Origin of the sequence: Kribbella sp. CA-245084 (genome assembly GCF_050942355.1) — a bacterium.
In the GTDB taxonomy this organism is placed as follows: Bacteria; Actinomycetota; Actinomycetes; order Propionibacteriales; family Kribbellaceae; genus Kribbella.
In genome coordinates this window covers 921,167-946,411 of the sequence record NZ_CP192053.1, presented here as the reverse complement: position 1 = coordinate 946,411, position 25,245 = coordinate 921,167, and the positions used below count along the sequence as shown (strand labels likewise).

29 protein-coding genes are annotated in these 25,245 nt (G+C 67.7%); 18 read left to right on the top strand and 11 right to left on the bottom strand.

Going from position 1 to position 25,245, the window contains the following annotated elements; translation table 11 throughout:
- Nucleotides 1–164: 164 nt before the first annotated feature.
- On the top strand, nt 165–1,238 hold the full coding sequence (locus ACQPYH_RS04760) for an iron-siderophore ABC transporter substrate-binding protein (RefSeq protein WP_432887115.1): 1,074 nt from the start codon (nt 165–167) through the stop codon (nt 1,236–1,238).
- A gap of 149 nt (nt 1,239–1,387) precedes the next feature.
- Here ACQPYH_RS04760 and ACQPYH_RS04755 read toward each other — a convergent pair whose 3' ends face one another.
- Both ACQPYH_RS04755 and ACQPYH_RS04750 read right to left on the bottom strand, forming a co-directional pair.
- Nucleotides 1,388–2,851 (bottom strand): aromatic amino acid lyase, encoded by a 1,464-nt coding sequence (locus tag ACQPYH_RS04755; protein ID WP_432887113.1) that lies wholly within the window; start codon nt 2,849–2,851, stop codon nt 1,388–1,390.
- Entirely contained in the window at nt 2,851–3,864 is a 1,014-nt protein-coding gene (locus ACQPYH_RS04750; protein ID WP_432887110.1) for an ornithine cyclodeaminase family protein, read from the bottom strand. The genes ACQPYH_RS04755 and ACQPYH_RS04750 overlap by 1 nt, the downstream gene beginning before the upstream one ends.
- Before the next feature lie 63 nt (nt 3,865–3,927).
- Here ACQPYH_RS04750 and ACQPYH_RS04745 point away from each other — a divergent pair, with 63 nt between their 5' ends.
- A complete protein-coding gene (locus tag ACQPYH_RS04745; protein WP_432887108.1) occupies nt 3,928–4,638 on the top strand; it encodes a YqeB family protein in 711 nt (236 codons plus the stop codon).
- Between the two features lie 48 nt (nt 4,639–4,686).
- A complete protein-coding gene (locus tag ACQPYH_RS04740; RefSeq protein WP_432887105.1) occupies nt 4,687–5,562 on the top strand; it encodes a redoxin domain-containing protein in 876 nt (291 codons plus the stop codon).
- A 161-nt stretch (nt 5,563–5,723) separates the two neighbouring features.
- Here ACQPYH_RS04740 and ACQPYH_RS04735 read toward each other — a convergent pair whose 3' ends face one another.
- The 3 genes from ACQPYH_RS04735 to ACQPYH_RS04725 form a co-directional block, all read right to left on the bottom strand.
- Entirely contained in the window at nt 5,724–6,110 is a 387-nt protein-coding gene (locus ACQPYH_RS04735; protein ID WP_432887103.1) for a pilus assembly protein CpaE, read from the bottom strand.
- Nucleotides 6,111–6,173: 63 nt separating this feature from the next.
- Entirely contained in the window at nt 6,174–6,545 is a 372-nt protein-coding gene (locus tag ACQPYH_RS04730) for a hypothetical protein (protein ID WP_432887100.1), read from the bottom strand.
- Between the two features lie 20 nt (nt 6,546–6,565).
- Nucleotides 6,566–7,273 (bottom strand): M15 family metallopeptidase, encoded by a 708-nt coding sequence (locus ACQPYH_RS04725; protein WP_432887097.1) that lies wholly within the window; start codon nt 7,271–7,273, stop codon nt 6,566–6,568.
- 341 nt (nt 7,274–7,614) lie between these two features.
- Between ACQPYH_RS04725 and ACQPYH_RS04720 the strand changes: the two genes are divergently transcribed.
- Both ACQPYH_RS04720 and ACQPYH_RS04715 read left to right on the top strand, forming a co-directional pair.
- Nucleotides 7,615–8,973, top strand: a complete 1,359-nt coding sequence (locus ACQPYH_RS04720; RefSeq protein WP_432887094.1) for a sensor histidine kinase — start codon at nt 7,615–7,617, stop codon at nt 8,971–8,973.
- Nucleotides 8,970–9,710, top strand: a complete 741-nt coding sequence (locus ACQPYH_RS04715; protein WP_432894337.1) for a response regulator — start codon at nt 8,970–8,972, stop codon at nt 9,708–9,710. Before ACQPYH_RS04720 ends, ACQPYH_RS04715 begins: the two co-directional genes overlap by 4 nt.
- 204 nt (nt 9,711–9,914) lie before the next feature.
- Here the strand turns inward: ACQPYH_RS04715 and ACQPYH_RS04710 are convergent, their stop codons facing one another.
- Nucleotides 9,915–10,277 (bottom strand): MmcQ/YjbR family DNA-binding protein, encoded by a 363-nt coding sequence (locus tag ACQPYH_RS04710; protein ID WP_432887091.1) that lies wholly within the window; start codon nt 10,275–10,277, stop codon nt 9,915–9,917.
- A 43-nt stretch (nt 10,278–10,320) separates the two neighbouring features.
- On the opposite strand from ACQPYH_RS04710, the gene ACQPYH_RS04705 reads away from it, so the two are divergent.
- From ACQPYH_RS04705 to ACQPYH_RS04690, 4 genes are all read left to right on the top strand, one after another.
- On the top strand, nt 10,321–11,397 hold the full coding sequence (locus ACQPYH_RS04705) for an alpha/beta hydrolase (protein WP_432887089.1): 1,077 nt from the start codon (nt 10,321–10,323) through the stop codon (nt 11,395–11,397).
- Nucleotides 11,357–12,103 (top strand): esterase family protein, encoded by a 747-nt coding sequence (locus ACQPYH_RS04700; protein WP_432887086.1) that lies wholly within the window; start codon nt 11,357–11,359, stop codon nt 12,101–12,103. The genes ACQPYH_RS04705 and ACQPYH_RS04700 overlap by 41 nt, the downstream gene beginning before the upstream one ends.
- Nucleotides 12,104–12,166: 63 nt before the next feature.
- Nucleotides 12,167–13,402 carry an ATP-grasp domain-containing protein gene (locus ACQPYH_RS04695; RefSeq protein ID WP_432887084.1) on the top strand — a complete coding sequence of 412 codons (1,236 nt, stop codon included), beginning with the start codon at nt 12,167–12,169 and terminating at the stop codon, nt 13,400–13,402.
- Nucleotides 13,403–13,407: 5 nt separating this feature from the next.
- Nucleotides 13,408–14,292 (top strand): amidohydrolase family protein, encoded by an 885-nt coding sequence (locus ACQPYH_RS04690; protein ID WP_432887081.1) that lies wholly within the window; start codon nt 13,408–13,410, stop codon nt 14,290–14,292.
- Here the strand turns inward: ACQPYH_RS04690 and ACQPYH_RS04685 are convergent.
- Genes ACQPYH_RS04685 through ACQPYH_RS04675 form a run of 3 tightly spaced genes read right to left on the bottom strand, consistent with a single transcriptional unit; the run spans nt 14,260 to nt 16,030 of the window.
- On the bottom strand, nt 14,260–14,934 hold the full coding sequence (locus ACQPYH_RS04685) for a cation diffusion facilitator family transporter (protein WP_432887079.1): 675 nt from the start codon (nt 14,932–14,934) through the stop codon (nt 14,260–14,262). The two genes, ACQPYH_RS04690 and ACQPYH_RS04685, sit on opposite strands and share 33 nt — an antisense overlap.
- On the bottom strand, nt 14,931–15,278 hold the full coding sequence (locus tag ACQPYH_RS04680; RefSeq protein ID WP_432887076.1) for an ArsR/SmtB family transcription factor: 348 nt from the start codon (nt 15,276–15,278) through the stop codon (nt 14,931–14,933). The genes ACQPYH_RS04685 and ACQPYH_RS04680 overlap by 4 nt, the downstream gene beginning before the upstream one ends.
- Before the next feature lie 23 nt (nt 15,279–15,301).
- Nucleotides 15,302–16,030, bottom strand: a complete 729-nt coding sequence (locus ACQPYH_RS04675) for a TRM11 family SAM-dependent methyltransferase (RefSeq protein ID WP_432887073.1) — start codon at nt 16,028–16,030, stop codon at nt 15,302–15,304.
- A gap of 204 nt (nt 16,031–16,234) precedes the next feature.
- Here ACQPYH_RS04675 and ACQPYH_RS04670 point away from each other — a divergent pair, with 204 nt between their 5' ends.
- From ACQPYH_RS04670 to ACQPYH_RS04655, 4 genes are all read left to right on the top strand, one after another.
- Nucleotides 16,235–16,687: a GNAT family N-acetyltransferase gene (locus ACQPYH_RS04670; RefSeq protein ID WP_432887070.1), complete on the top strand. Its 453-nt coding sequence runs from the start codon at nt 16,235–16,237 to the stop codon at nt 16,685–16,687.
- A 2-nt stretch (nt 16,688–16,689) separates the two neighbouring features.
- On the top strand, nt 16,690–17,415 hold the full coding sequence (locus ACQPYH_RS04665; protein WP_432887067.1) for a class I SAM-dependent methyltransferase: 726 nt from the start codon (nt 16,690–16,692) through the stop codon (nt 17,413–17,415).
- Nucleotides 17,416–17,426: 11 nt separating this feature from the next.
- A complete protein-coding gene (locus ACQPYH_RS04660) occupies nt 17,427–17,795 on the top strand; it encodes a hypothetical protein (protein ID WP_432887064.1) in 369 nt (122 codons plus the stop codon).
- A gap of 85 nt (nt 17,796–17,880) precedes the next feature.
- On the top strand, nt 17,881–19,689 hold the full coding sequence (locus ACQPYH_RS04655; RefSeq protein ID WP_432887061.1) for a glycoside hydrolase family 2 protein: 1,809 nt from the start codon (nt 17,881–17,883) through the stop codon (nt 19,687–19,689).
- Here the strand turns inward: ACQPYH_RS04655 and ACQPYH_RS04650 are convergent.
- A complete protein-coding gene (locus ACQPYH_RS04650) occupies nt 19,674–20,762 on the bottom strand; it encodes a YeiH family protein (RefSeq protein WP_432887058.1) in 1,089 nt (362 codons plus the stop codon). The genes ACQPYH_RS04655 and ACQPYH_RS04650 overlap by 16 nt on opposite strands.
- An 80-nt stretch (nt 20,763–20,842) precedes the next feature.
- On the opposite strand from ACQPYH_RS04650, the gene ACQPYH_RS04645 reads away from it, so the two are divergent.
- Entirely contained in the window at nt 20,843–21,622 is a 780-nt protein-coding gene (locus ACQPYH_RS04645) for a GntR family transcriptional regulator (RefSeq protein WP_432887055.1), read from the top strand.
- Here ACQPYH_RS04645 and ACQPYH_RS04640 read toward each other — a convergent pair.
- On the bottom strand, nt 21,610–22,521 hold the full coding sequence (locus ACQPYH_RS04640) for a LysR family transcriptional regulator (RefSeq protein ID WP_432887049.1): 912 nt from the start codon (nt 22,519–22,521) through the stop codon (nt 21,610–21,612). The genes ACQPYH_RS04645 and ACQPYH_RS04640 overlap by 13 nt on opposite strands.
- 109 nt (nt 22,522–22,630) lie before the next feature.
- Here ACQPYH_RS04640 and ACQPYH_RS04635 point away from each other — a divergent pair, with 109 nt between their 5' ends.
- The 4 genes from ACQPYH_RS04635 to ACQPYH_RS04620 are packed head-to-tail and all read left to right on the top strand — an operon-like array spanning nt 22,631 to nt 25,233.
- Nucleotides 22,631–23,341, top strand: coding sequence for an SDR family NAD(P)-dependent oxidoreductase (locus tag ACQPYH_RS04635; RefSeq protein ID WP_432887046.1), 711 nt, complete (start codon nt 22,631–22,633; stop codon nt 23,339–23,341).
- A gap of 1 nt (nt 23,342) precedes the next feature.
- Nucleotides 23,343–24,473 carry a YbfB/YjiJ family MFS transporter gene (locus ACQPYH_RS04630; protein WP_432887043.1) on the top strand — a complete coding sequence of 377 codons (1,131 nt, stop codon included), beginning with the start codon at nt 23,343–23,345 and terminating at the stop codon, nt 24,471–24,473.
- Nucleotides 24,470–24,820, top strand: a complete 351-nt coding sequence (locus tag ACQPYH_RS04625) for an SgcJ/EcaC family oxidoreductase (RefSeq protein WP_432887040.1) — start codon at nt 24,470–24,472, stop codon at nt 24,818–24,820. Before ACQPYH_RS04630 ends, ACQPYH_RS04625 begins: the two co-directional genes overlap by 4 nt.
- An 11-nt stretch (nt 24,821–24,831) precedes the next feature.
- Entirely contained in the window at nt 24,832–25,233 is a 402-nt protein-coding gene (locus ACQPYH_RS04620; protein WP_432887037.1) for a VOC family protein, read from the top strand.
- The last annotated feature ends 12 nt before the right edge of the window (nt 25,234–25,245 follow it).

Below are 25,245 nucleotides of genomic sequence, written 5' to 3'. Positions count from 1 at the left end.
AGGCGCGCGCACCCAAGCCAACGACTCAGACCCGATGCAGGCTACTTGCGACTGGGCGTCACCTGCGTGTCGGGCTGGCTTTTTCGATCAACCTCCTGGATCAAACGGCTGTAAGTGAGGTTAGGCTTACCTAAATCTGCCGACTTTCGAAGGAACCAGCCGCCATGGCCCTGTCCCGTATCCGGTCCGTCGCGGCCGTCGCGGTCGCCGTACTCGCGCTCGGCGCCGGACTCACCGCCTGCAGCCAGAACGACGACACCAAGAACTCCGCCGCGGACACCGGCGACAACGCCGGCAACACGGCCGGCAACGGTGCCGGCTTCCCGGTGACGATCGACCATCTGTTCGGCTCGACCACGATCAAGGCCAAGCCTGAGCGAGTGGTGACGCTCGGCGGTGGTGACCTGGAGGCGTCGATCTCGCTCGGCGTGATTCCGGTCGCGGGCGCCGACTGGTTCGGGGACCCGCAGGTGCGCGGCTGGGTGAAGTCCGCGCTCGGCGATCGCCCGGCGCCGAAGCTGATCCAGGCCTCGGAGCCGAAGTACGAAGAGATCGCCGCGCTCAAGCCGGACCTGATCGTCTACATCAACACGATCAACGACAAGTTGCAGTTCGACACCCTGAACGCGATCGCGCCGACGATCGCGGCGCCGGCCGGGACCAAGAACGTGTACGGCGTGCCGTGGCAGGACCAGGTCCGCGAGATCGCGAAGGCGACCGGTACGGCGACCGCGGGCGACCAGGTCGTGAAGGACACCGAGACCCTGGTGTCCGACACCGCGAAGGCGAACCCGGACTTCGCCGGCAAGGTCATCACGGCCGGCGTGTACTCGGCGGACAGCCTGAACGCGTGGCTGCCGTCCGACCCGCGGATGCGGCTGCTGACCTCGCTCGGGTTCAAGTCCAACCCGCAGATCGACGCGATGGAGAACGGCGACTTCTACGTGAAGATCTCGCCGGAGCTGACGCCCAAGCTGGACGCCGACCTGATCTTCATGGCCGCGCTGGACGGTTCAGGCAAGCTCGATCCCGCGGTCGTCAACGACAAGGTGTGGAACGCACTGCCGGCGGTGAAGGCCGGACACGTCGCGTACTGGGGTGGCGCGCCGGTCATCAACACCGCGACACCGAGCGGCGAGTTCTCCAGCGCGATGTCGATCGGCGGCCCGCTCGGAATCAAGTACGCCTTGCCAAAGCTCGTCCCAATGCTGAAGAACGCACTGGCCGGCAAGAGCTGAGTCAGCTACAGCTCGGGTCTGCAATCGAGCGGCGTCTGCAGCTCGACAGGAGGTATACGTCCGCTACCCCCGCCCGCACGCGTGGCGCCAGCTCAGCCGCAGGCCCAGTGGGCGTATACGTACTGTCGAGCTGCATCTCCGGCCCGGGGTTAGAGCACTTCCGTCAGCAGGCGGGTGAGGTCCTCCCCGAACGGGCGGTCGGAGTCAATCGGAGGCACGACATCGTCGACCGCTTGGATGAGGTCCTGCAGTCCTGGTGGGATCGCTCTTGCTGAAAGCGCGAAGGCTTGGCGTACGGCGAGGAGCTCGCAGGCGACTGTCGCGCGGGTCAGGCGGATCGCTTCGGCGAGGTTGCCGACCGCTTCCCAGGAGAACGTCTGTACGTCTTCCTGACCGTTGGACGTCTCCGCCGTACTGATTGCCGTAGGCAACGTTAGGCGGCGGAGCTGGTGGGTGGTGGCGACGGCGCGTTTGTGGACCGCGACGAGGCCGGCTTGCGGGCCTGGTTCGCGGGCGAGCTGGGCGGTCAGGCCGGTGACGCTGGGGTCGAGTAGACGGTGCAACCGGGCCGTTGAGACCTCGGCGGCGTGGGCCAGCGCGGTTGTCAGGTGATCGCAGTACGCGGCGAGGTCGATGCCGTGAAAGCCCGCGGTGCCGACGAAGTCACCATCCAGGTACGCCGGTGAGTCGGACACACCTGTGAATGCCCGGTCGACAGCATCGCCCAACTGCTGCAATGTCCGCCTTACGTGAGCATTCACGTGCCCCGCAACCCTGAACGACACCGGCGCCTGCAGACTCCGCGGCTCCGGCTCGGGTCCGGCCAACTCTCGCAGTCGCGCAAACTCAGCCGCCAGTACGTCGTCCCCGCGCGCCGCGGCCGCATCGTACGGATCCCGGTTAGCCCCCACCACAGCAACAGCCCCAGCCGCTACCTCACTCAACCGCTCCACCAACCGCCGAACCTTCACCACCGCCAACCCCGCCCGCCCAGCCGCCCCAGGCGTCCCCGCAAGCAAGGCAATCCCCTCCTTAGGCCCCAGCTCAAACGCAGGCAAAAACCCATCCGCAGCCCGCAACCCGCCCACGTCGGCCGTGCTGCCCGGAACGCCCGTGCTGCCTGCAGCAGCCGAGTCGGCGCTGGTGGTTGGGGGGAGGAGCCAGCCGATGCCGACCAGAGGGCCGGTGGCGTGGGCTAGGGGGATGATTTCGCCGGCGGAGCCGGCTCCTTGGGTGGGGATGGCGGGGGTGTAGCCGCTGTTGATGAGGGCAACTAGTTGCTGGATGAGGCCGACGGAGACGGCTGAATCGCCGTTGAGGAAGGTTTTCAGGCGGCCGATCAGGACGGCGCGGGACTCCTCGGGTGACAACCAGGGTGGGCCGCCGACGGCTCGGCCTAGTAGGAGGTTGCGTTGGTGGACGCGTTGGTCGGCCTCGGTCAGGCGGACCTTGCTGAGGTTGCCCATGCCGGTGTTGACGCCGTACACCGGATCACCCGACTCGAGGGTGTGCAGAGCAGCAGCACGAATTGCGGCCATCCGGTCGAGCAGCGCCGGCGACAGCTCGATCGGGTTGGGGCTGGTGGGGTCGAGGTCTGTGGGTTCGTTGATCATCAGTGGAAGCGGAGCATTGTGCCGATGTCGGCGGACTCGGCTCGGCGGAGGATGAGATGGGCGATCGCGACGTCGAGCAACGACAACCCACGATGCCAGAAAAGGTTGCGTTCGGCATCGTTCTCGCGGCCGGGTTTGCGCCCCGCGACGATCTCGCCGATCTCGGCGTACAACGTCTCCGGCGACAGCCGCCCGGTGTCCACGTGCCGCCGCAACGACCCGAACCGCCCGGACTGCGCCTCGCGCCAGTCGTCCACGACCACCTTGTCCATCACGTCGACCAGATCCAGCTCGACCGCGGATACCGTACCGTATGGTATGGCGAAGGCTCCCGGCTTGATCGCCGCGGTCCGGAGCAGCGGTTCGGGTTCGGTCAGGCGGGTCGCCTCGACAAGGATGTCGGCGCCGTCGAACGCTTCCTCGGCGGTGGCGCACACCCGCACCGGCGTGGACAACTCGGCCGACAACTCCTCGGCGAACTTCTCCCGCGACTCGGGCCGCCGCGACGTCACCCGGATCTCGTCGAGATCGAGCAGATCGTCGAGCATCGTCACGTTCCACCAAGCCGTACCCCGTGCCCCGACATGCGCAAGGATCTTGCTGTCCCGCCGCGCCAGATACCGAGCGCCGACGGTGGTCATCGCGCCGGTCCGGGCCGCGGTGATCATCGTCGCGTCGAGCACAGCCAGCGGCATACCGGTCGTCGGGTCGAACAGCGTCGCCATCGCGAGCTCACTCGGCAGACCCTTCTGGTAGTTCGGGACGAAGTCGCCGACCACCTTCACGCCGCTGATCCCGTGCTCACCGAGTCCGTCGAGATGACCGCGGAGGACGTTGAAGTGGCCGATGCCGCCGTTGTCCGGCGTCAGGTGGACCCGCGGCTCGAACGCCGTACGTCCCTCGCCGTGCTCGCGGACCGCTTCCTCGACCGCGTCGACGATCTCCAGCCGGGTCAACCCCAGCGCGTCGATGTCCGGACCGCTGATGAACCTCAACCAGATGCCGTCCGCCACTTGGCTCCTTCGGTTGTCGTCGGTTGATACTTAAGTTTCTCCTCGTCACGCTACGTTCGGCTCATGGGGTCGACGACTGGGACGCCGCAGCGCACCGTGATCGGGCATTCGGCCGGTGACAAGGTGCTGCTGTTCGGCGGGTTGCCGCTGCTCGGGCTGGTGCTCGGGTTCTTCCTCCCACGGATCGCGGACTGGGCCGCCGGGCGGGCCTGGGTGCCGTTCCAGGGCGTGCTGAAGATGATCGCCGCATGGGACGGCTGGTGGGTCGTCGCGATCTGCGTTCTCGTCGGGCTGATCGCCGGTGTACTGCTGGCCGCGGTGGCGCTCGACGACATCCTGAAGGTGACGATCACCCATCAGTCGGTCGAGTTCCTGAAGAACCAGAAGACGGTGACGGTGCCGCGGGAGAAGGTCGCGGTCGCGTTCCTGGACGGCAAGGAGATCGTCCTGCAGGACCCGACGTCGCGCGAGCTGGCTCGCGAGAAGCACGACCAACTGAAGTCCGAGGCCAAGCAGATCCCGACAGCCTTCCGCGCCCACGGCTATCCGTGGTCCGACGCCGGCGACCCCCACGAGTCCGAGTTCCGCCGCTGGATCGAGGACGACCCCGACCTCCCACCCGCGGTCAACGCCATCCTCAAGGTCCGCTCGAAAGCGTTCGACCAAGGCGACAAGGGCAAAGCCGACCTCCGCGAACTCCGCGGTGAGCTCACCAACCTCGGCTACACCGTGAAAGACAAGGACAAGAAGCAGTACTGGCGGCCCACAGCCTGACCTCCCCAACCACCACACCCCCGCAGTACGATCCGTCGGGGGTGGGTCATGAACGCGTCGATCGGGATGCCGTCACTCGCTCGAGCTGAGTGGTTGGATTCGGCGCCGCTCGGTCCCGATGAGTTGCACGGTCGCGTCGTACTGGTGAACTTCTGGACGTTCACCTGCATCAACTGGCTGCGCCAACTGCCGTACGTCAGGGCCTGGTCGCAGGCCTATCGCGACGACGGCCTCGTCGTGATCGGGGTGCACACCCCCGAGTTCACCCTCGAGCACGACGTCGCGCGGGTACGCCGGGCCGCGGAGGAGCATCGGATCGAGTACGCGATCGTGATCGACAACGAGTACGAGGTCTGGCGTGCGTTCAGCAACCACTACTGGCCCGCGCTGTACTTCGTCGATCGGAACGGCTCGATCCGTGACACCCATTTCGGCGAGGGGCGCTACGAACAGTCGGAGCGAGTGATCCAGCGGCTGCTCGGCATCGACCGCGAACCGGCCAGCGTCACGGGCATCGGTGTGGAGGCGGCCGCCGACTGGGCCAATCTGCGGACACCCGAGACATACCTCGGCAGCGGGCGGGGCGGCGGGGTCGCATCTCAGGCGCTCGCCGGAGACTGGGAGGTCGAGCAGGAGCGGGTGGTGCTCACGAAAGCCGGCGGCCAGATCGCCTTCACTTTCCGTGCCCGCGACGCGAACCTCGTACTCGCCCGCGGAGCCGAGCCCGTGCCGTTCCGGCTGCTGGTCAACGGGCAACCGCCCGGAGAGTCCCACGGCGTCGACGTGTCCGCCGACGGACAAGGTCTCATCGACGAGGGCCGGCTCTACCAACTCTTCCGTCAGCAAGGTGAAGTCGGCGAGCGAACGCTGGAGCTCACGTTCCTCGCACCCGGTGCAGAGGCCTACGTCTTCACGTTCGGCTAGGGCCTGTCTGGTGATCCAGCGCCGTAGCGAGGAGGTGCTCGGTGCGGTGCATCGGCGCGCGGGGGCGAAGGGGTCGATGCGGAGCATCGTTCCCTTTGTACCCGTGCGGCGAGGTGCCGTGCCGAGTGCCCCGCAGTAGGCGCTGGACCACCAGACAGGCCCTAAGCGCCTAGCAAGTGGATGACCGCCTGGGCGTAGGCCTGTTCGGCGTCGTCGGCGGTGTGGGTGCTTTCGCTCAAACTCACCCGATAGCCGCCAGGGACCGACTCCAGCGACTGGAAGTGATCGCCCAGGAGAGCGCGGAGTTGTTCCTCGCGCGGGAGCCAGATCACCTCGCGTTGCTCGATGCTGTCCAGGGCCCACTCGGTGGTGCCGTTGAAGCCGATCACCTTGCTGCCCTGGTAGTCGTGCACCTCGACGGTCATGTCGCTCACCACGAACACGTCGTCGTCCATATCCCGGTCCGGCACGACGAATCGATCCCCTGCCGTCGGCGCCCACAGCACCCCGGCCTTGCGCAGTCGTCCAGCCTGCTCGATCGTGATCACCCTTCCATCCTCCCCACGACACGCAAACAGCGCAGGTTCGCGGCGAGCCGCGGGGGAGGAAGGTCAGCGGCCGAGCGCGCTGCGCAGCTCCTCGGCACGGTGCGCGATGCGGTCCCGGCACTCGGTCGTGAGCGGCAGATCGAGCAGCGCGGTCGCCTGCAGGTGGCTGAGTCCGAACTGGGCGCGGAGCCGTCGTACGGCGGTGTCGCGGTCGGCGGACGCCCGCAGTACCTCGGCCACCTCGTCGCGGCGGTCGAACGCGGCCAGCACGCCGTCGTAGATCTCCAGTTGCGTGTACGCGGACCGGTCCGGCTCCGGCACGGCGGTCACGTCTCCCTTCTCGCTGGAGCGGATCACCTGCCGCCACAGAGCGGGCACGGCCAGGCGGGCGCGGGTGTAGCGCCGGGTCAGGGGCTGCGCGTAGGTCATGGTCATGGTGAGTTCCCCCTTGGGTTTCAGTCAGCCTTGGCGACCGCGTGCGGTTCGCGCGGCGGACACTTGGTACCGGGCGCGGTCAGCGCCTCGAAGTGCCACGGTTCGTTGTCGTACCGGCGGCACACGCCGTACCGCCAGCCGTTCTTGTTCAGCCAGGTCATCGCGGCCGCCGGACCGATGTCCACGGCCTTGCCCTGCACGTGAGCGGAGTACTTCGGCGGCAGCACCCAGCGGGTCGCCACCTTGTACGAGCCGTACTTCTTGATCGCCGCGTTCAGCAGCCGCTGCTGCTTGGTCGCGCTGCGCCGGGCGGAGGTGATGCTGATCGTGATGCCGTCGGCCTTCGCGGCCGCCATCGCCTTCTTCAGGCGCGCCTTCAGCTTCGGCGACAGCCCGTTGATGCTCTCCTCCCGCACCGCCGTCGTCGTCGGCTCCGTCGTCTTCTTCTTGGTAGGAGTCGTCGACGGGGTCTTCGGCGGGTACGTCGGGCGGCGGGTCGGCGTCGGAGTGCTGGTCGACGGCGTGCTCGCGGGCGGCGCACCGATCGCCGGCGCGCTCACGGTCGATACCACCGGCTCCTTGTCCGCGGCGAGGCCGAGGAAGTCCCCGACCTGCGCGTGCCACAGCAGCAGCGAACCGGCGACCGCGCCGACCCCGACCACACCGATCACGGACAGCAACCGCGTCCGCACCGCGCCGGTACGGCGTGGCGGCAGGTCGTTCCTCATGGGGTACAGCCTTTCGGATCAGCGCGGTCGACACATCGGTCCCAGGGACCGTCCTCGCGCCCCACCTCTAGCCCCTGAGTATCAGTTCGGACGCCGAGCCTCCTCCAAAAGTTGGAGAGACCGCCCCTCCGGGCAGATGAAGCTTCGGCAAACTCAAGCTGACTACGCTGGGCAAGTGACCCCTCGGCGTTGTGGCTCGAGTGATGCTCGTGTCCAGGTGCGTGCATCGCGGTGCTGGACGAGTGGCCTCGATGCGGAGCATCGTGGGCGCTCGGCCAGTGCCGGGAGGCGCGTGCCTGGGCGCGAGCAGCGCCGAGCCACGACGCCGAGGGGTCACTAAAGTGAAGGGTATCTGGCGGCGGATGTCGCAGGGGCAGCAGGATCTGTTGCTCGCTGCGGTCATTGGCCTGGTCTGGATCGCGGCGCTCAACTTCATCAACGGCACCGGACTCCGCCCCCACAACCCGGCCGTCTCGGTGGTGACGGGCGTCTTTCTGGTCGCGACGGTCGCGTTCGCGCGGCGGATCCCGCGCACGATGCTCGTGATCGTCTCAGTCCTCTATCCCCTCCTGTACGCCGCCGTCGGCACCGGGCTGGCCGCGCAGGTCGGGCTGACGATCTTCGGCCAGCCCGAGATCAGCGACGCGGCGCTGCAGTCGGAGATCCATCTGGTCCCGCTGCTCGTCGTCGGCTACCTGGCAGCGTCGGCCGGCGTACGGCGCTTCACCTGCCTGTTCTTCACGATGGGCAGCCTGGCCGGGCTGATGATCGGGCTGCCGACCGTCGTGGCGTTCGTCCTCAGCCACGTGAACCGAGACGTCTTGCTGGGCGACCGCTACCGGAGCCTCCCGCGCGACGTACCGAGCCTGTACAGCTATATCGACGTGTCGCTGTTCGTCTTCGCGGAGGCGCTGATCTGCGGGATGGTGCTGCTGGGCGCCGACGCCCGGCGACGCCGCAAGAGCGTCGCCCTGCTCGAGCAGCGGAACGCCGAGCTGGTCCGCCTGCGCGCGGTCGAGGCCGAGCGGGCGGCCGTGGCGGAGCGGACCCGGATCGCCCGCGACCTCCACGACGTGATCTCGCACCACGTCAGCGCGGTCGTGATCCGCGCACAGGCGGCCGACCGGGTGGCCGACCAGCGCCCCGAAGTACTGCGGGAAGCGATCCGCTGGATCATTGCCAGCGGCAAGGAAGCACTGACCGCGATGCGGGAGACGGTCCGTGTACTGAACACCGCCTCGCCCCAGATCGCCGGCGACACCGGGTCGGGCGGCGGGACCGCGCCCGTGCCGGATCTGGCCGATGTGGCGCGGATGGGCGAGCGGCTGAAGGCGGTCGGAATCGACGTGACGATGGACCTGCCGCCGCGGCAGCGCCAGCTCACGTCGGCGGCGGACCTGACCGCAGTACGGATCATCCAGGAGGCGCTGACCAACGTGATGGTGCACGCGAAGGCGACCGCGGCGCGGGTGACCTGGCAGAGTGGGCCGCAGGGTGAGCTCCTCACCATCGACGACAACGGGAACGGCGGACCGCCGCCGGTGAACGTGCTGGAGACCGCGCGGCGCAGCGAGAGCGGCCGCGGCAACGGGCTGATCGGGATGCGGGAACGGGCCACAGCGGTCGGCGGGACCCTCGCCGTCGCGGCCGGCCCCCTGGGTGGATGGAGAGTGCAGGCATGGCTGCCGCCGCAGAACTGAACGAGTCGATCCGGGTCCTGGTCGCCGACGACCAGGGCGTGATCCGGATGGGGCTGGCGATGATCCTCGATCACGAGCCGGACCTGACCACGGTCGCCCAGGCCGAGAACGGCGAGGAGGCGCTCCGGCTGATCGAGCAGTACGACCCGGACGTCGTACTGATGGACATCCGGATGCCGGTGATGGACGGCCTGGTCGCGACCGAGCGGATCACGACGGCCAACCGGGAGGCTGGACGCGCACGTCCCGCCGTACTCGTGCTGACCACGTTCGACGACGAGGCCTATGTGCTGGCCGCCGTACGCGCCGGGGCGTCCGGGTTCCTGCTGAAGGACACCGATCCGGATCTGCTGGTCTCAGCCGTCCGCGCCGTGTACCGCGGCGACTCCCTGGTCGACCCGGCCTCGACGCGGGTGCTGCTGGAGCGCTGCATGGAGCTCGAGCGCCAGGTCGACGGCAGTACGCCGAACGCCGCGCCCGCCCAGCCGGATCCGCGCTGGGTCGGACTGCTCGCCAACCTCAGCGAACGGGAGCGCGAGATCCTGGTCTGGATGGCCCGCGGCCTGTCGAACCGCGACCTCGCGACGAAGCTGTTCGTCAGCGAGACCACGGTCAAGACCCACGTCAGCTCGGTCCTGTCGAAGCTCGGGCTGTCGAGCCGGGTCCAGGCGGTCGTCGTCGCCTACGAGGCCGGCGTGGTCCGGCCGGGCGAAGCCGACGTGCGCTGGGATTCCTAGAGAAACAACCAGAGCGCAACCGCCCCCACGGCGAGCAGAATCACTACGGTCAACGCTTGGCTCAGCACCGACGCCTTCTGGCGCCGGGGTAGGAAGTCCCCAGTCATGCTTCCAGAGTCGCTCGCGAAGGCGTTCCGCCCATCGGCCTTCAGGACGGTTCTGGCCTACTACCTGAGGATGAGGTCGTTGCCGCGAGCCCCTGCTTTAGTCACCGAAGTACTCGCGGCGGACCTTCTTCGGGACGCACAGCGACCAGGCGTCGAGGATCAGCTCGCGGAGTTCGTCGTAGTCGACGGCCGCGAGGTTGAGCTCGATCCACTGGAACCGTTCGTCGGACGGGCGCGGCGGGAGGAATTTGTCCGGTTCGGCCGCCAGCGCGGCGGCGCGTTCCTCACGCGGGAAACCGAGGCCGATGGTCTGCTCGTCGGCGGCGACCGCGAGGTACACGATCTGGCCGACGCGGAACTTGATCCGGTCCCGGACCAGAACTTCGTAGCTGCGCGGGAGGTCCGCGGTGATTTCGCGGATATCGGTGAGATCGACCACGTTCCCACGATAGAACGTCATCACTGACACCGAGTGTCAGTGATTTCGTCGGTACCTTGGTTGGATGCCCAGTTTCGTGAGCGCGGTCGAGGGAGCCGAGGTGGTGTTCCGCCTCGGTGACGCTCCGCATGCGTTCACCGGCGTTCGGTTGTGGCAGGAGCTCGGGCTCCCCGCCGAACTGCTCGAGTTCAAGCCGGTCGACTACGGCTGGGAGCTGCGGCTGCCGCGCCCGTCGGTGCACCGGATGGAGTACCTGTTCGACATCGCCGACCTCGGGATGCGGACCGATCCGACCAACCCGCGGGTCGTCGGCGGCGCGTTCGGCGACCATTCCTGGCTGCCGCTCCCCGGGTACGTCGAGCCGTCCTGGATCGCGACCGAGCCGATCGCGTCGACCTTGGCTCCACTCGTGATCGACGCCCCGGTCGGGCCCATCGACTTGCAGGTCTGGGCGCCGGAGGGCATCGCGCCGACGTTCGAGCTGCCACTGCTGCTCTCCCACGACGGTCCTGAATTCGCCGCGTACGCCGGTCTGACGCACTACGCGGGCGCGATGATCGCCTCCGGGAACCTGCCGGCCTTTCGGCTCGCGCTGGTCCGGCCGACGTCGCGGAACCTCTGGTACGCCGCGAACCCGCAGTACGCCGTGTCCCTTGCGCAGCACGTCGTGCCGGCCGTGCAAACGCAGTACAAGAGCAGGCGGCCCGTGATGATGGGCGCAAGCCTGGGCGCGCTGGCGGCGCTGTATGCGGAGTGGAACCATCCGGGCACGTTCGACGGGCTGTTCCTGCAGTCGGGGTCGTTCTTCACGCCGGACACCGATCCGCAGGAGTCCCGGTTCGAGTTCTACGCCGAGGTGACGGCGTTCGTCGACCAGGTGCTGACGGCAACCACGGCGCCGAGTACGCCGCTGGTCGGGATGACCGCCGGGACCACCGAGGAGAACGTGCACAACAACCGGGTGATGGCCGCAAGGCTCGCCGAGCTCGGCCTCGAGGTCACACTCGACGAAACACCCGACATGCACAACTTCACAGCCTGGCGGGATGTGCTTCATCCTGAGCTGACGGATCTTCTGCGGCAGACCTGGGGTGGGGCTGATGGAACGGGAGCAGGCCGAGTTGGAGGCACCGGGGCTTGATCGCCCCGGAACAGTGATCCGCTACGGGCATTTCGGCCGCCCGATGCTGGTCTTTCCGAGCGAGCAGGGCCGGGCCTGGGACTACGAGAACAACGGCATGGTCGACGCCGTCGCGGACCTGATCGAGGCCGGGCGGGTGAAGCTGTACTGCGTCGACTCCTACGACCACGTCAGCTGGTCCGACCGGAGCATCCAGCTCGAGGACCGCGCCCGCCGGCACGAGCTGTACGAGTCCTGGATCGTGAACCAGGTCGTCCCGGCGATCGGGGCCGACTCACCCGGGGTCAGCGACATCATCACAACCGGCTGCAGCCTGGGTGCTTTTCACGCGTTGAACTTCGCGTTCAAGCGGGCCGACCTGTTCCCGGTCGCGATCTGTCAGAGCGGGAACTACGACGCGAGCAGCTGGCACGCGTGGGGCGAGCGCGGCGACGCGACGTACTTCAACAATCCGGCCGACTACCTGCCCAACCTGTCCGGTGAGCACCTCGACTGGTTGCGGAAGCGTCTGTTCATCCTGCTCACGGTGGGTCAGGGTGACTGGGAGACGAATCCGACGGGCTCGTTGCCGTCGGCGCGCGCGACCGACAAGGCGCTGACCGAGAAGGGCATCCCGCATGAGCTGGACCTGTGGGGGTACGACGTAGCACACGACTGGCCGTGGTGGCAGCAGCAGCTCGCCCATCATCTGCCCCGATTCTGTTAGGAGATTTCCCTCCCCACCCCCCTCTTTTCTTTCCTTCCCTTTCCCCGATCTGTAGGAGATCTTGTGTCTGACCGTTCGCGTCATCTGATCGGGTTGTTGCTGGGCGCAGAGGAGGACTGGCCGCAGGCGTTCGAGGCGTTGCTGCAGCGGGTCGGGCCGGTGTCGCTGGACGGGGGCGAGCACGAGTTCGGGTCCCGGCGGCTGACCATCGAGCCGTTCGACCTCAACGATCCGGTCCGGGTCGGGCTGGTGATCGACCGGCTCGCGTACTGGTACTACCACCCGCGCGAGTGGCTGAAGAAGGCCGCGCTGATGAACGGCACATACCTGCTGAACTCCCCGTTCACGTTCCAGTCGATGGAGAAACACTCGGCGTACTGCGCGATGCTGCGGCTCGGGCTGAAGATCCCGCGGACCGTGCTGGTGCCGTACAAGAACCCGGTCGACAACGTGCGCTGGGCGTACACGTCGGCGAAGTACAACCGGCCGTTCGACCTGGACGCGATCGCCGACGACCTCGGCTACCCGCTGTACATGAAGCCGTTCGACGGCGGCGGGTGGCGAGGGGTGTCCCGGATCAACAACCGTGACGACCTGCACCGCGCGTACGACGAGTCCGACGAGATGCTGATGCACCTGCAGGCCACGGTCGAGTACGACAAGTTCGCCCGCGCGCTGTCGATCGGCGCCGAGACGATGGTGATGGACTTCCGCCCCGACGAGCCGATGCACAACCGGTACGCCGTCTCGCACGGCTTCCTGTCGCCGTCGGCCGGGCACCAGACGGTGGCGATCAGCCGGATCGTGAACGCGTTCTTCGGCTGGGAGTTCAACTCCTGCGAGATGCTGGTCGCAGGCGACGACGTGTACCCGATCGACTATGCCAACGCCTGCCCCGACGTCGCGGTCACCTCGCTGCACTACTACTTCCCGTGGGCGATCAGCGCGTTGGTGAAGTGGTCGGTCTTCTCACTCGCCACCGGCCGCCGCACCAAGGTCGACCTCCACACCGAGCGGTACTTCGAGATCGCCGACGACGAGTCGCTGGACTACGACGCGAAGCTCGACGGGTATTTGGCCCTCGCGGACGAGCACTTCGAGACCGCGAAGTACCAGGAATGGTGTGCCGCTCACCTGGGTGACTTCGACCTGCGGGTCCGCGAATGGGTCGCCGGCCCCGACTTCGACCGGTTGCTGCGCGAGACGGTCGTCGCGACGTACCCGAAGCACGAGCAGGACAAGTTCCACGCCCACTTCAAGGGCCTGACCGACCTCTGGGTGGCGGATCAGGCAGGCTAGAGGGCGTGCGTGACGCGGAGGTAGCGGCCTGGTGGCGGCGGCTCGGGTTGGACGGGCTGGTGGATGTGCATGTGCATTTCCTGCCGGACCGGGTGATGAATGCGGTCTGGGCGTACTTCGACCAGGCGTCGGAGCACTACGGGACCGCGTGGCCGATCACCTACCGGACGTCGGTCGAGGAGCGGCTGAAGACGCTCGACGCGCTAGGGGTTCGGGCGTTTCCGGCGTTGGTTTACCCGCACAAGCCGGGGATGGCTGCGTCTTTGAACGAGTGGGCCCGGGACTTCGCGGCAGTGACGCCTGGGTGTGTGGCGAGCGGGACGTTCTTTCCCGAGGCCGCAGCGGCTAGGTATGTCCGCGAGGCGTTGGAGTTGGGGACGCGGATCTTCAAGGTCCACGTGCAGGTCGGCGACTACGATCCGCGGTCCGGTGAGCTGGACGATGTGTGGGGGCAGCTGGCCGAGGCCGGTACGCCGGTGGTCGTGCACTGCGGCTCCGGCCCGATCCCAGGTCGGCACACCGGGCCCGGGCCGATGGGTGAGGTCTTGCGCAGGCATCCCCGGTTGACCGCGGTGATCGCTCATCTCGGGATGCCGGAGTACGCCGAGCATCTCGCGCTCACGTCGTACCCGAATGTGCATCTGGACACGACGATGGCACTGACGCCGTTCACTGAGGCGATGATGCCATTCCCCCGCTCGTTGGTCCCACAGTTGGGCGACCTCCAGGACCGGATCGTGCTGGGGACCGACTTCCCGAACATTCCTTATGAGTACGCCGTGCAGCTGGACGTGCTCGAGGCGTTGGAGCTCGGCGATGACTGGCTGCGGTCGGTGTGCTGGGAGAACGGCGCGCGGCTACTCGGCCTTGCAGGCGCCGCCAAGGGGTGAGCAGCAGCCCTCGCCTCGCCAGGCCTCGACGCCCTCGCGGACTGCTACCGCGGCGATGATCAGGCCGGCGATCGGGTCTGCCCACGACCAGCCGAGGGTTGCGTTGAGGAGCAGTCCGACCAGGAGGACCGCGGACAGGTAGGTGCACAGGAGCGTCTGGGTCGAGTCGGCGACAACGGCGTTCGAGCCGAGAGCTCTTCCGGTGCGGCGCTGGGCCCAGGAGAGGAACGGCATCACGATCAGCGACGCGATCGCGAGGCCGATACCTACCGGCGAGGCGTGCGGGTCGGCGCCGGTGATCAAGGTGCGGATCGATTCGAAGCCGACGTACGCGGCCAGGGCGAAGAAGGAGAAGGCGAGGAGGCGGAGGGCGCGGCGTTCGCGGGACTCCGGGAGGGGGTGGCGGAACTGCCACAGGATGATCAGGCCGCTGGAGACCTCGACGACCGAGTCCAGGCCGAATCCGACGAGGGCGACCGATCCTGCGACCAGACCTGAGGAGATAGCAACGACGGCCTCGATCACGTTGTAGGTGACGGAGGCGCCTGCCAGCAGTTGAGCGCGGCGACCGAGGCGGCGGCGTTCGGCCGGATCTACGACCCAGGCTGAGGCCGCGGTGCCGAGCTGCATCGGCTCAGTCATGGCGTGACCGTCAGTCCGTAGTTGGGGCAGAGGGCGACGGCATCGCCGGTCAGGCCGAGGAGGCGCTCGGCCGCGGCGAGCAGGTCCATCGTCGCCTCGGGGTGCGACAGGCTGAACATCGACGCCCGCCCCTGGGGACGCGACTCGACCAGACCGCAGTCCCGTAGACACGCAAGATGTTTGGACACGGTCGACTGCGCCAGCCCCAGATGCTCGGTCAGCTCGACAACCCGATGCTCACCCAACGCCAGATGCCGCACGATCGCCAACCGCGATCCGTCACTGAACCCATGGAACAAACACGCCGCAACCGCCAGGTCCGCACCGACAGCACTCATCGCCATTTGGCGATGTTATCGCAGATCGGTCACTTTGGACGAGTACGGGTGAGCACGTAGGCGGTCGGGGTGGCTCCGTTGTATTTGAGGAGGCGCTGGCGGACGAGCTTGAGGGCTCGCTGGCGTTGGATCGCGTTGTGGAGCAGGCGTTTGTCCTCGGTCAGGAGGACGGCGCGACCGTCGACGGTGAGGACTCGGCCGAGCTCGCGCAGGACGGCCGGGTAGAGCGTGCGGTTGAGTTCATGACTGCCGACCTGCTTGCCGAACGGGAGATTCGTGACGACGCGATCAATGCTCCGGTCTTGCAGTGGAAGCGCCTCCGCCTTGGCCTGTGCGAGCCGGCGGCATCCGTTCGCGGTTGCGATCTCGAGGGCGCGCGGGTCGTGATCCGTTCCGATGACGTGGGCCGCGGGTGCGCGACGGCGTACGGCCAGAAGGATCGTCCCCGTGCCGCAGAACGGGTCGAGGACATGCTGACCTGGCCGGATCTTCGCCAGCCGGACGATGACCTCGGCAACCACCGGATTGGTTGACCATGGCAACCGTTCCAGCCGCCCGAACCGCCGCATCCACGACAGCGGCGCGTTGCCGGATCCGGTGACGGTGAAGTAGAGAGCGCAGGCAACGAGTTCGTCCAACGGGCCGTCGACCGCGCATTCGACAGTCTCGGCGGACAGTTGGCGGATCGAATGAACGGACGACATCGCCCGAAGCTCCTCCACGAGGAGATCGGCGGCGCCGTCGATGGTGTGCAGCACAAAACGGCCGGTACAGCAGGACACCACAAGACTCCTGAAGGCTCGCGATCGACAAGAACAGCCGAAGCGCGGCGCACGCACGACGAAGCCGGCCGACTCCCACCGGAGCCCGCCTCAACCCGCCGTACCTACGCCTTCAGAAACGTCCCATCACCGGCAGCGTATTGGGTTTCGCCGCCTGCCATCATCTGGTTTTGTTGCCGGGTGGCAGACATCGAGGAACGATCACCGGAGGACGCCGAGCTGGCCGTCCTGCTGAAGGCCGCGTTCGACGAACTCGTCACGCGGAACGGCGCCAAGGGACGGACCCAGGTCAAGGACGGAGCGCGGTACTTCGTGGCGCTCGACACGGAGCGACAGCCCGTCGGGTGTGGCGCCTTACAGGTGTTCGGGACGGACACTGCTCACCCGGGCGACGCCGAGATCAAGCGGGTCTACGTGATGCCGGCCGCCCGCGGTCATGGGTATGCGCGCAAGTTGCTGGCAACGCTGGAGGAGGCGGCCCGCTCAGCGGGCCATCCGTTCTTGCGATTATCTACCGCAGAGCAACAGCCAGAGGCCATCGCACTCTACGAGTCGAGCGGCTACGTGCGGACGGCGCCGTGGGGCAAGTACGTCCACGAACCGCGGACCCGCTGCTACGGAAAGGCACTTTGAGGATGACGCGGATCTACACGGTCGATCAGCTGCTCGATGTCCTCGACCAGGTTGTGGGGGCGAGTGGGCGGGGCGATCGGGCTCATGCTTCCGCGGCCGACTACTGGACCGGGTTGTTGACGACGCCCGGGCATCCGTTGACGAGTCCGTTGCCGGACGAGCCGCTGGTCGATTGGAACGAGCGCGGTCTGCTCGGGGAACTGTCCGGCGCGCGGGTGCTCGACGTGGGCTGTGGCGGAGGCCGCAATACCCGCTGGTTTGCCGAGCAGGGTGCGACGGTCGAGGCCGTCGATCTCGCGGGCGAACTGCTGGACAAGCTTCGGCCGAGCATGCCGGCGACGGTCACTCTGACGGCGCTCGACGTACTGCGTGATGCGCTGCCGGCCGGTCCGTTCGATGTTGTGTACGACTCCGGCTGCTTCCACCACATCGCGCCACACCGCCGGATCACGTACCTCCAGCGGATCCTTCCCCTGGTCCGCCCCGGAGGCCGCTTCGCGATCGTCACCTTCGCCGCCGAGCGGATGGATACGCCCAGCGACCTCGACGTCGTCATGACGGGCGACACGTACGGCGGCATGACGTTCTCCGTCGACGACCTCCGCACGATCTTCGGCGCCCTCACCCCGGTCGAACTCCGCGCCGTAAACCCCGACCGGCCCGACACCTTCGCTCCCGACTTCCTCAACGCCGGGCTCTTCAGGAGTGTGGACCCCTCGGGCCTCTAGCGTGGTGGCCCATGTCTCGACGAACCGCCGCTCTGGTGGCCGGCCTGCTGGCGTTGGTCGCCGCGGCGGCCGCGTACTGGGTTCGGTGGCACGAGCGCCAGGACTGGCTCCACACTGTGGTCGGGACGAAGTGTCAGCACGTGCCGCCGCTCCCGCAGGTCGGCGTGGTGACCGTCGCTGGGATGGTCTTGTGCCTGGCCGCGGCCGGCTGCTTTCTCGCCTCCGCGCCGCGAGCCCGCGCGCTGACCCAAGCATTGGCAGGCGTTCTGCTCGTCGCCGCCGTAATCGGCGCGGCGGGTGGCGGGCTGGTCCTGGTCGACACCCCGACCAAGGCCAGCGACGGCCTGGATGGGTCCGGCCTCCCCTGCCCGAGCGGATGACGCATCCGTGAACACCCGTTGCTGGGGTTATTCCAACGTTGTACTGTCGTCCTGTCGCCATCGAGATCAGCATCTGGGAGAGTTCATGTCGCAGCCTCGTGCGGAGTATCCGCGTCCGCAGTTCGTTCGTTCGGAGTGGGTGAATCTGAACGGTGACTGGCAGTTCGAGATCGACCGGTCGGACTCCGGGTTGGAGCGCGGGCTGCGGGAGCGGGAGCTGACGCAGCGGATCGTCGTACCGTTCGCGCCGGAGACCGAGTTGTCCGGGATCGAGGACGTCGACTTCCTGGAGGCGGTCTGGTACCGCACCACCGTCACGATCCCCGCGGACTGGGCCGGCAAGGAAGCCGTGCTGCACTTCCAGGCCGTCGACCACGACGCGACCGTCTGGGTGAACGACGTCGAGGTCGTCCGGCACCGCGGCGGGTTCACGCCGTTCAGCGCGAACCTCCGCCACGTCGCCGCCCCCGGCGAGGAGGCGACCATCGTCGTCCGCGCGCGGGACAGCCACCGCGGTCCGCAGGCGCGCGGCAAGCAGAGCCAGCTGTACTTCAACCACAGCTGCCTCTACACCCGCACCACCGGCATCTGGCAGACCGTCTGGCTCGAAGCTGTACCCACGGTGCACCTGAAGCGCCCGCGCATCACCCCGGACGTCGCCGGCTCGAGCTTCCACCTCGAAGTACCGGTCTCCGCGAACAAGCCCGGATACAAGATCAGCGCAACCCTCAAGGACGCCGACGGCGAGGTCACCACGGCCGACGTACGCGCCGACCTCGACCTCGCCCCGCGCCTGACCCTGCAGATCCCGGCCGATCGGGTCCGCCTCTGGGACACCACGGACCCGCACCTGTACGACGTACACCTCGAGCTGATCGATGCTGACGGCAACGTTGCGGACAGCGCCGACTCGTACGCCGGCCTGCGCTCGGTCAGCATCAACGGCAAGGCGATCCTGATCAACGGCAAGCACGTGTACCAGCGGCTCGTGCTGGACCAGGGATACTGGCCGGAGAGCCTGATGACCGCGCCGTCCGAGGAGGCGCTGGTCCGCGACATCGAGCTCAGCCTGGCGGCCGGGTTCAACGGCGCACGCCTGCACCAGAAGGTGTTCGAGGAGCGGTTCCTCTACCACGCCGACCGGCTCGGCTACCTGGTCTGGGGCGAGTTCGGCGACTGGGGCTCCGGCGTCGGCAACACCGACAACGACAACCAGCAGCCGACGGCGTCGTACGTCGCTCAGTGGCTCGAGGCGGTCGAGCGCGACTACAGCCACCCGAGCATCGTCGGCTGGTGCCCGCTGAACGAGACCCACCAACTCTTGCACGACCGCATCACCCAGCTCGACGACGTCACCCGCGCGATGTTCCTTGCCACCAAGGCCGCCGACACGAGCCGCCCGGTGCTGGATGCGTCCGGCTACAGCCACCGCGTGCCGGAGACCGATGTCTGGGACTCGCACAACTACGAGCAGGACCCCGCCAAGTTCGCCGAGCAGATGGCGGACCTGGTGAACAACAAGCCGTACGGCAACACCGGCGGCCCCGAGGGCAAGCCGATCTCCCTCGGGTACGACGGCCAGCCGTACTTCTGCAGCGAGTTCGGCGGCATCTGGTGGAACGCCAAGGCCGCTGCCGCGGGCAAGGACGGCCGGAGCGCCGAGTCCTGGGGCTACGGCCAGCGCGTCGCGGACGAGGAGGAGTTCTACAGCCGCTTCACCGGCCTGGTCGACGCACTCCTCGACAACGAGCTGATGTTCGGCTACTGCTACACGCAGCTGACCGACGTGTTCCAGGAAGAGAACGGCATCTACAACTTCGACCGCTCCGACAAGCTCGACGTACCGCGCATCAAGGCGGTCCAGGACCGCCAGGCGGCCTACGAGAAGGACTGAAGTCCGAGGCTGCCGACCGCGACCAGGACCCAGAGGATCGCTCCGAGCAGGAGCGGCTTGGGTCCTGCGTCGCGCAGCTCGCGTGGCCGCAGCGACAGGCCGATCGCAGTGAGTGCGGCGGTGATGAGAGTGCTGCCGATGATCGTGAGGGTCGGCAGCCAGGATTCGGGTACGACGCCCGCGGAGCGCAGGCCCGCGGCGGCGATGAAGCCGATCAGAAACAGCGGGACGAGCTTGCGCCACGGCAGCGGCTTGCGAATCGACGTCGTGGCGCCGTCGTACGAGCCCTCCCCCGCAGCGTCGAGCGCACGAGCCGCGCGGTTCTCGCGCCGGATCTTCAGCGCGACCAGCGTCAGCACGATCGGGATCAGGGTCAGCGAACGGGTCAGCTTCACCACGATCGCCTGATCGCCGGCGGCCTGGCTGTACGCGTATCCGGCCGCGACGACGGACGACGTGTCGTTGACCCCAGTACCCGCCCACAGCCCGAAGGATTCCGAGCTCATGCCGAGCAGGTGGCCGATCGGCGGGAAGGTCAGGACGGCGACGATGTTGAACGTGAAGATCGTCGCCATCGCATAGGCGACCGACGAACGCCGAGCCCCGATCGCAGCAGTCGCGGCGGCGATCGCGGATCCGCCGCAGATCGCCGTACCGACGCCGATCAGGGTCTGAGTATCTCCGCGTACGCCGAGCAGCCGCCCGAAGAACCACGCTCCGCCGAGAGCGAGCGCGAGTGTCCCGAGCATGACCGGCAGCGACGAGACGCCGACGCGGGCGACCTGCTGGAGCGACAGACCCGTTCCCAGTACGACGATCGACAGCTGGAGCAGCGTCTTCGAGGCGAAGTCGTACCCCGGGCGGCAGGCCTCGCTGCGGAGCGGCCGGATGAAGAGTCCGGCGATCACACCCAGCACGATCCCGAACACCGGACCGCCCACGACAGGCACCAGCCGCCCGAGCGGGACCGCCACTGCGGTGATCACCAGGACAGCAGCCAGGCCTGGCATCCGGGACGGCGGCTTCGGAGCAGTAGTAGAGGTGTGCCGTGGCCTAACCTCAAGGTGCACCACTGAGCCCGGTCCTTCCCGCCGAAATGTACGCACATTTACGGTAGGAGATGACCGGACATTTAGCAACCCGGAAGGAACGGATGAGCGTGGGCAGGCTGGACCGTGCAGGCGGCGGGCCGCTGTGGAAGCAACTGCAGGAGGATCTGGTCCGGCGGCTGCGCTCCGGCGAGTTTGACGATGCCTTCCCCGGGGAGCTCGCGCTGGTCGACGAGTACGAGGTCAGCCGGCATACCGTTCGCCAGGCGCTCGCTCAGCTCCGGACCGACGGGCTGATCATCGCCGAGCGCGGACGCCAGCCGCGGGTCGCGACCGCGCCGGAGATCCGGCAGCCGATGGGCGCGCTCTACAGCCTGTTCTCCTCCGTCGAGGAGTCCGGCCTCCCGCAGCGCAGCGCCGTACGCGCGCTCGATGTCCGGGCCGACGGCGTGATCGCCGCCCGCCTCAACCTCGACGGATCCACCCCGCTGCTCTACCTCGAGCGCCTCCGGTACGCCGGTGACGAGCCGCTCGCACTCGACCGCGTCTGGCTTCCCGCGACCCTCGCGGAACCGCTGCTCGACGCCGACTTCACCCACACCAGCCTGTACAACGAGCTCTCCACCCGCACCGGCATCAACCTAGACCACGGCCGCGAAGACATCCGCGCCGTGAACCCGAGCCCGTCCGAACGAGCGCTCCTGCACTGCCCCGCGGACGCGGCGGTCTTCTCGATCGTCCGCCAAGGCACCGCACAGAACCGTCCGGTCGAGTGGCGGCACACCCTCGTCCGGGGCGACCGATTCGCTTTGTCCGCAGAGTTCTCCGCCAACGCCGGCTACCGCCTGACGCCGAGCACGACAGCCCTCTCTCAGGCCTGGTGAAACGGATCGTCCGCAGGTAACCAGGACGTCGCCGGGTCCAGGTCGACCTTCACGTCCCGGGTCAATGCATCAACAGCCGCAAGTACGGCGGGACGCGATTCGTCCTGCCGCGCCACCAGTGCCCAGGTCCACACCGGAACCGGATCGATCACCGATCTGCGGACGAAGCCCCGCGGCAACGGCGTCGCATCCCGTTTCGGCGAGCTGACGATCGGCCGGCCCAACCGTCGTACGTGATCGAAGAAACCAGGACCGGTGATCCCGTGATCCTCGATCCGCTCGACCGCGGCGCCGGTCGCCCTGGCGAACTCGACCGCGTAGATGTTCCACGAAGCCCACGCCTCGGTGTCCGCGTCGACCAGCACGACCGTGTCCCGCGCCCGGACTGGTGTCTCTTCGCCGGCTGAGACCGCAAACAACCGGTCCGCCCCGAGCAGCTTGCCAGACAGCTCTTGCTCAGCCAGATCGGTCGCACGAACCCAGCAGATCGCGAGGTCGATGCTCCCGTCCGCGACCCGCGCCGCCTGCGTGTGCGACGGCATCACCCAGGTGTCGACCAGCAGTTGCGCAACCCCGGACACCCGCTCGGCCAGATCCGGCGGCCGCCAGCTGACGTACCCCAACCGCACCGGCTCGCTCGCCGCGAATCCCCGCGCCGTACGCCGCAACGCATCCGCCTGCTCGAGCAACGCCCGCGCCTGCGGCAGCAAGGTCTCGCCGTGGGCGGTCAACGTCACGGTCCGGCGATCGCGCTCGAACAACCGCACGCCGAGATCCCGCTCGAGGGACTTGATCTGCTGCGACAACGACGGGCCGGCGATGTGCAACCGGGCCGCGGCCCGGCCGAAGTTCAGCTCCTCGGCGACCGCCACGAAGTACCGCAACTGCCGCAGCTCCACGTGCCACAGCGTAGTAGGCGGAGCCTCCCAGCTGGGAGCAAAGCGGTCGTGGAAAAGCTCGCATGGTTCGACAACCATCGAAGTACAACCACTTCGGATGAGGAGAACCATGAACCACCAGAAGGTTGCCGTGATCACGGGAGCGTCCCAGGGCATCGGGGCAGGCCTGGTCACGGCGTACCGCAAGCTCGGCTACGCCGTCGTCGCGAACTCGCGGAACATCACGCGCTCCGACGACCCGCTGGTGCTGGCGGTGCCCTGCGACATCGCCGAGCCGGGCGCCGGCGCGCGGGTGATCGAGCAAGGCCTCGACACCTTCGGCCGGATCGACACGCTCGTCAACAACGCGGGCATCTTCGTCGCCAAGCCGTTCACGGAGTACACCGACGAGGACTTCGAGCGGATCAACGGGATCAACCTGCGCGGCTTCTTCGACACCACCCGCGCGGCGATCGCCGCCATGCTGCAGAACGAGGACGGCGGGCATGTCGTCAACATCACCACCAGCTTCGCCTCGCACGCGTACAGCACGGTCCCGTCCGCGCTGGCGTCGCTGACCAAAGGCGGGCTGAACTCGGTGACCAAGTCGCTCGCGACCGAGTACGCCTCGCGCGGGATCAGGTTCAACGCGGTGGCGCCGGGCGTCATTCGTACGCCGATGCACCCGGAGGAGACGCACGAGTTCCTCGCGGCCCTACACCCGGTCGGCCGGCTCGGCGAGATCGAGGAGATCGTCGACGCTGTCACCTACTTGGAGAGCGCGAAGTTCGTCACCGGCGAGGTGCTGCACGTAGACGGCGGGCAGCAGGCCGGCCACTGAGATGTCGACCACTGTCGCGGTCACGGAGAGGTTGGCGGGCGGTCGCGCCGCTTGGCGGTTGGCCGGGCAAGGGGCGGCGGCGTTGGCCGGTGGGATGGGGATCGGCCGGTTCGCGTACACGCCGATCCTGCCGATGATGCATGCACAGGTCGGCCTGTCCCCGCGCCTCGGCGCCGCGCTCGCGACGGCCAACTACACGGGCTACCTGGCCGGTGCGCTCGCCGCGATCGCCGTACCGCGGTTGATCCACTCACGCTGGGTACTCCGCCTGTCGATGCTCATCCTTGCCGCGACGCTCGCCCTGATGCCGCTCGGTCAGTCGCTCTGGATCAGCTTGCGGTTCATCGCGGGGATCGCGAGCGCACTGGTGTTCGTGATCGCGGTCAACGCCGTACTCCCCCGATTGCACAGTCACCACGTCGGCTGGACTTTCGGCGGAGTCGGCGCCGGCATCGCCCTCTCGGGCGCAGTACTTGCTGGTGGCAACTGGCGTACGGCGTGGTGTCTCGCGGCTCTGCTTACCGTCGCCTGCACGATTCCGGCCTGGAACCTCACCGGGTCGGCAAGCTCAGCAACTGTTGCGCGAGGCACCAGATCGCGACACTTCAACGCTTTGCTGGCCAGCTACACCTTGGAGGGCATCGGCTACATCATCGCGGGCACGTTCCTCGTTGCCGCGATCAACGAAACGGCAACAGATGCTGTCGGCAACGGAGCGTGGATCATCGTCGGTCTGGCCGCACTGCCGTCGACTGCACTCTGGGCCTGGTTGAGCCGCTCATGGTCGCGATCGACGCTCCTCCTGGTCGCACTGCTCCTGCAAGCAGTCGGCATCGCGCTGCCGACGTTCATCCACGGGATCGCGGCCGCGCTGATCTCCGCGGCACTCTTCGGTGCGACGTTCCTCGGCGTCGCCAACCTCGCGATCGCGCTCGGCGCCGAACTCGCCGTGCCGCACGCGGTCGCCATCCTCACCACCGGCTACAGCCTCGGCCAGATCATCGGGCCCCTGGCCGTCGGACCCCTTCTCCACAACGGATACCACCAGGCGCTCCTGGTCAGCGCCGGCGTCGTGGCCCTCGCCGCGATGGCCGCGCTTCTGGTCCGCCATCAACCGAAGGAACTCACATGAACGACATCCTGTACGACGTCCTCGCCCAGTGGAAGTCAGCCATCGACTCGCACGATCCGTCGCGTGCCGCTGCGCTCTTCACCAAGGACACGATCTTCCAAGGCCTGCATCCGTACGGCGTAGGCCGAGACGCTGTCGCGGAGTACTACGAATCGCAGCCCGTCGGCCTGTCCCCGCAGTACGAGCTGCTGGAGACCCGCCGACTCGCTGACGACACGCTCCTCGGCTACCTGGCCGTTGACTTCACCTTCACCGACCGTCCGACGCTGTCCGTCAACCTGCTTGTCATCCTTCGGCATGTGGATGACGGCTGGCTCATCTCGCATTACCAGGTCTCGCGGTTGTAGATACTGGCTGCATGACGGTCAAGGAACTGCGGTTGGTGGTCACGGCGGACGACTACGAGGAGGCGGTCGCGTTCTACCGCGACGTCCTCGGGCTGCCGGAGCGGGCGTCGTACTCCTCGGATGACGGGCGGGTGACGATCCTCGAGGTCGAGCGAGCAACGCTCGAGATCGCGGATCCCGGACAGGCGGACTACATCGACGCGGTCGAGGTGGGCCGGCGGGTCGCGGGGAAGTACCGGGTCGCGTTCGAGGTGGAGGACTCCGCGGCGACGACGCAGAAGCTCGCCGACGCCGGCGCGACGGTGATCGCGGAGCCGACGCGTACGCCGTGGAACTCGCTCAACGCCCGACTCGAAACACCAGGCGGCATTCAACTCACGCTCTTCACCGAGCTTGACCTGAAGCAGGCTTGAAGTGTTGGGCTA

Coding starts and splice junctions, on each gene's coding strand:
- ACQPYH_RS04760 (WP_432887115.1), top strand. CDS start 165: ATGGCCCTGTCCCGTATCCGGTCCGTCGCGGCCGTCGCGGTCGCCGTA.
- ACQPYH_RS04755 (WP_432887113.1), bottom strand. CDS start 2,851: ATGATCAACGAACCCACAGACCTCGACCCCACCAGCCCCAACCCGATC.
- ACQPYH_RS04745 (WP_432887108.1), top strand. CDS start 3,928: ATGGGGTCGACGACTGGGACGCCGCAGCGCACCGTGATCGGGCATTCG.
- ACQPYH_RS04740 (WP_432887105.1), top strand. CDS start 4,687: ATGAACGCGTCGATCGGGATGCCGTCACTCGCTCGAGCTGAGTGGTTG.
- ACQPYH_RS04730 (WP_432887100.1), bottom strand. CDS start 6,545: ATGACCATGACCTACGCGCAGCCCCTGACCCGGCGCTACACCCGCGCC.
- ACQPYH_RS04725 (WP_432887097.1), bottom strand. CDS start 7,273: ATGAGGAACGACCTGCCGCCACGCCGTACCGGCGCGGTGCGGACGCGG.
- ACQPYH_RS04710 (WP_432887091.1), bottom strand. CDS start 10,277: ATGACGTTCTATCGTGGGAACGTGGTCGATCTCACCGATATCCGCGAA.
- ACQPYH_RS04705 (WP_432887089.1), top strand. CDS start 10,321: ATGCCCAGTTTCGTGAGCGCGGTCGAGGGAGCCGAGGTGGTGTTCCGC.
- ACQPYH_RS04700 (WP_432887086.1), top strand. CDS start 11,357: ATGGAACGGGAGCAGGCCGAGTTGGAGGCACCGGGGCTTGATCGCCCC.
- ACQPYH_RS04685 (WP_432887079.1), bottom strand. CDS start 14,934: ATGACTGAGCCGATGCAGCTCGGCACCGCGGCCTCAGCCTGGGTCGTA.
- ACQPYH_RS04680 (WP_432887076.1), bottom strand. CDS start 15,278: ATGGCGATGAGTGCTGTCGGTGCGGACCTGGCGGTTGCGGCGTGTTTG.
- ACQPYH_RS04665 (WP_432887067.1), top strand. CDS start 16,690: ATGACGCGGATCTACACGGTCGATCAGCTGCTCGATGTCCTCGACCAG.
- ACQPYH_RS04660 (WP_432887064.1), top strand. CDS start 17,427: ATGTCTCGACGAACCGCCGCTCTGGTGGCCGGCCTGCTGGCGTTGGTC.
- ACQPYH_RS04655 (WP_432887061.1), top strand. CDS start 17,881: ATGTCGCAGCCTCGTGCGGAGTATCCGCGTCCGCAGTTCGTTCGTTCG.
- ACQPYH_RS04645 (WP_432887055.1), top strand. CDS start 20,843: ATGAGCGTGGGCAGGCTGGACCGTGCAGGCGGCGGGCCGCTGTGGAAG.
- ACQPYH_RS04635 (WP_432887046.1), top strand. CDS start 22,631: ATGAACCACCAGAAGGTTGCCGTGATCACGGGAGCGTCCCAGGGCATC.
- ACQPYH_RS04630 (WP_432887043.1), top strand. CDS start 23,343: ATGTCGACCACTGTCGCGGTCACGGAGAGGTTGGCGGGCGGTCGCGCC.
- ACQPYH_RS04625 (WP_432887040.1), top strand. CDS start 24,470: ATGAACGACATCCTGTACGACGTCCTCGCCCAGTGGAAGTCAGCCATC.
- ACQPYH_RS04620 (WP_432887037.1), top strand. CDS start 24,832: ATGACGGTCAAGGAACTGCGGTTGGTGGTCACGGCGGACGACTACGAG.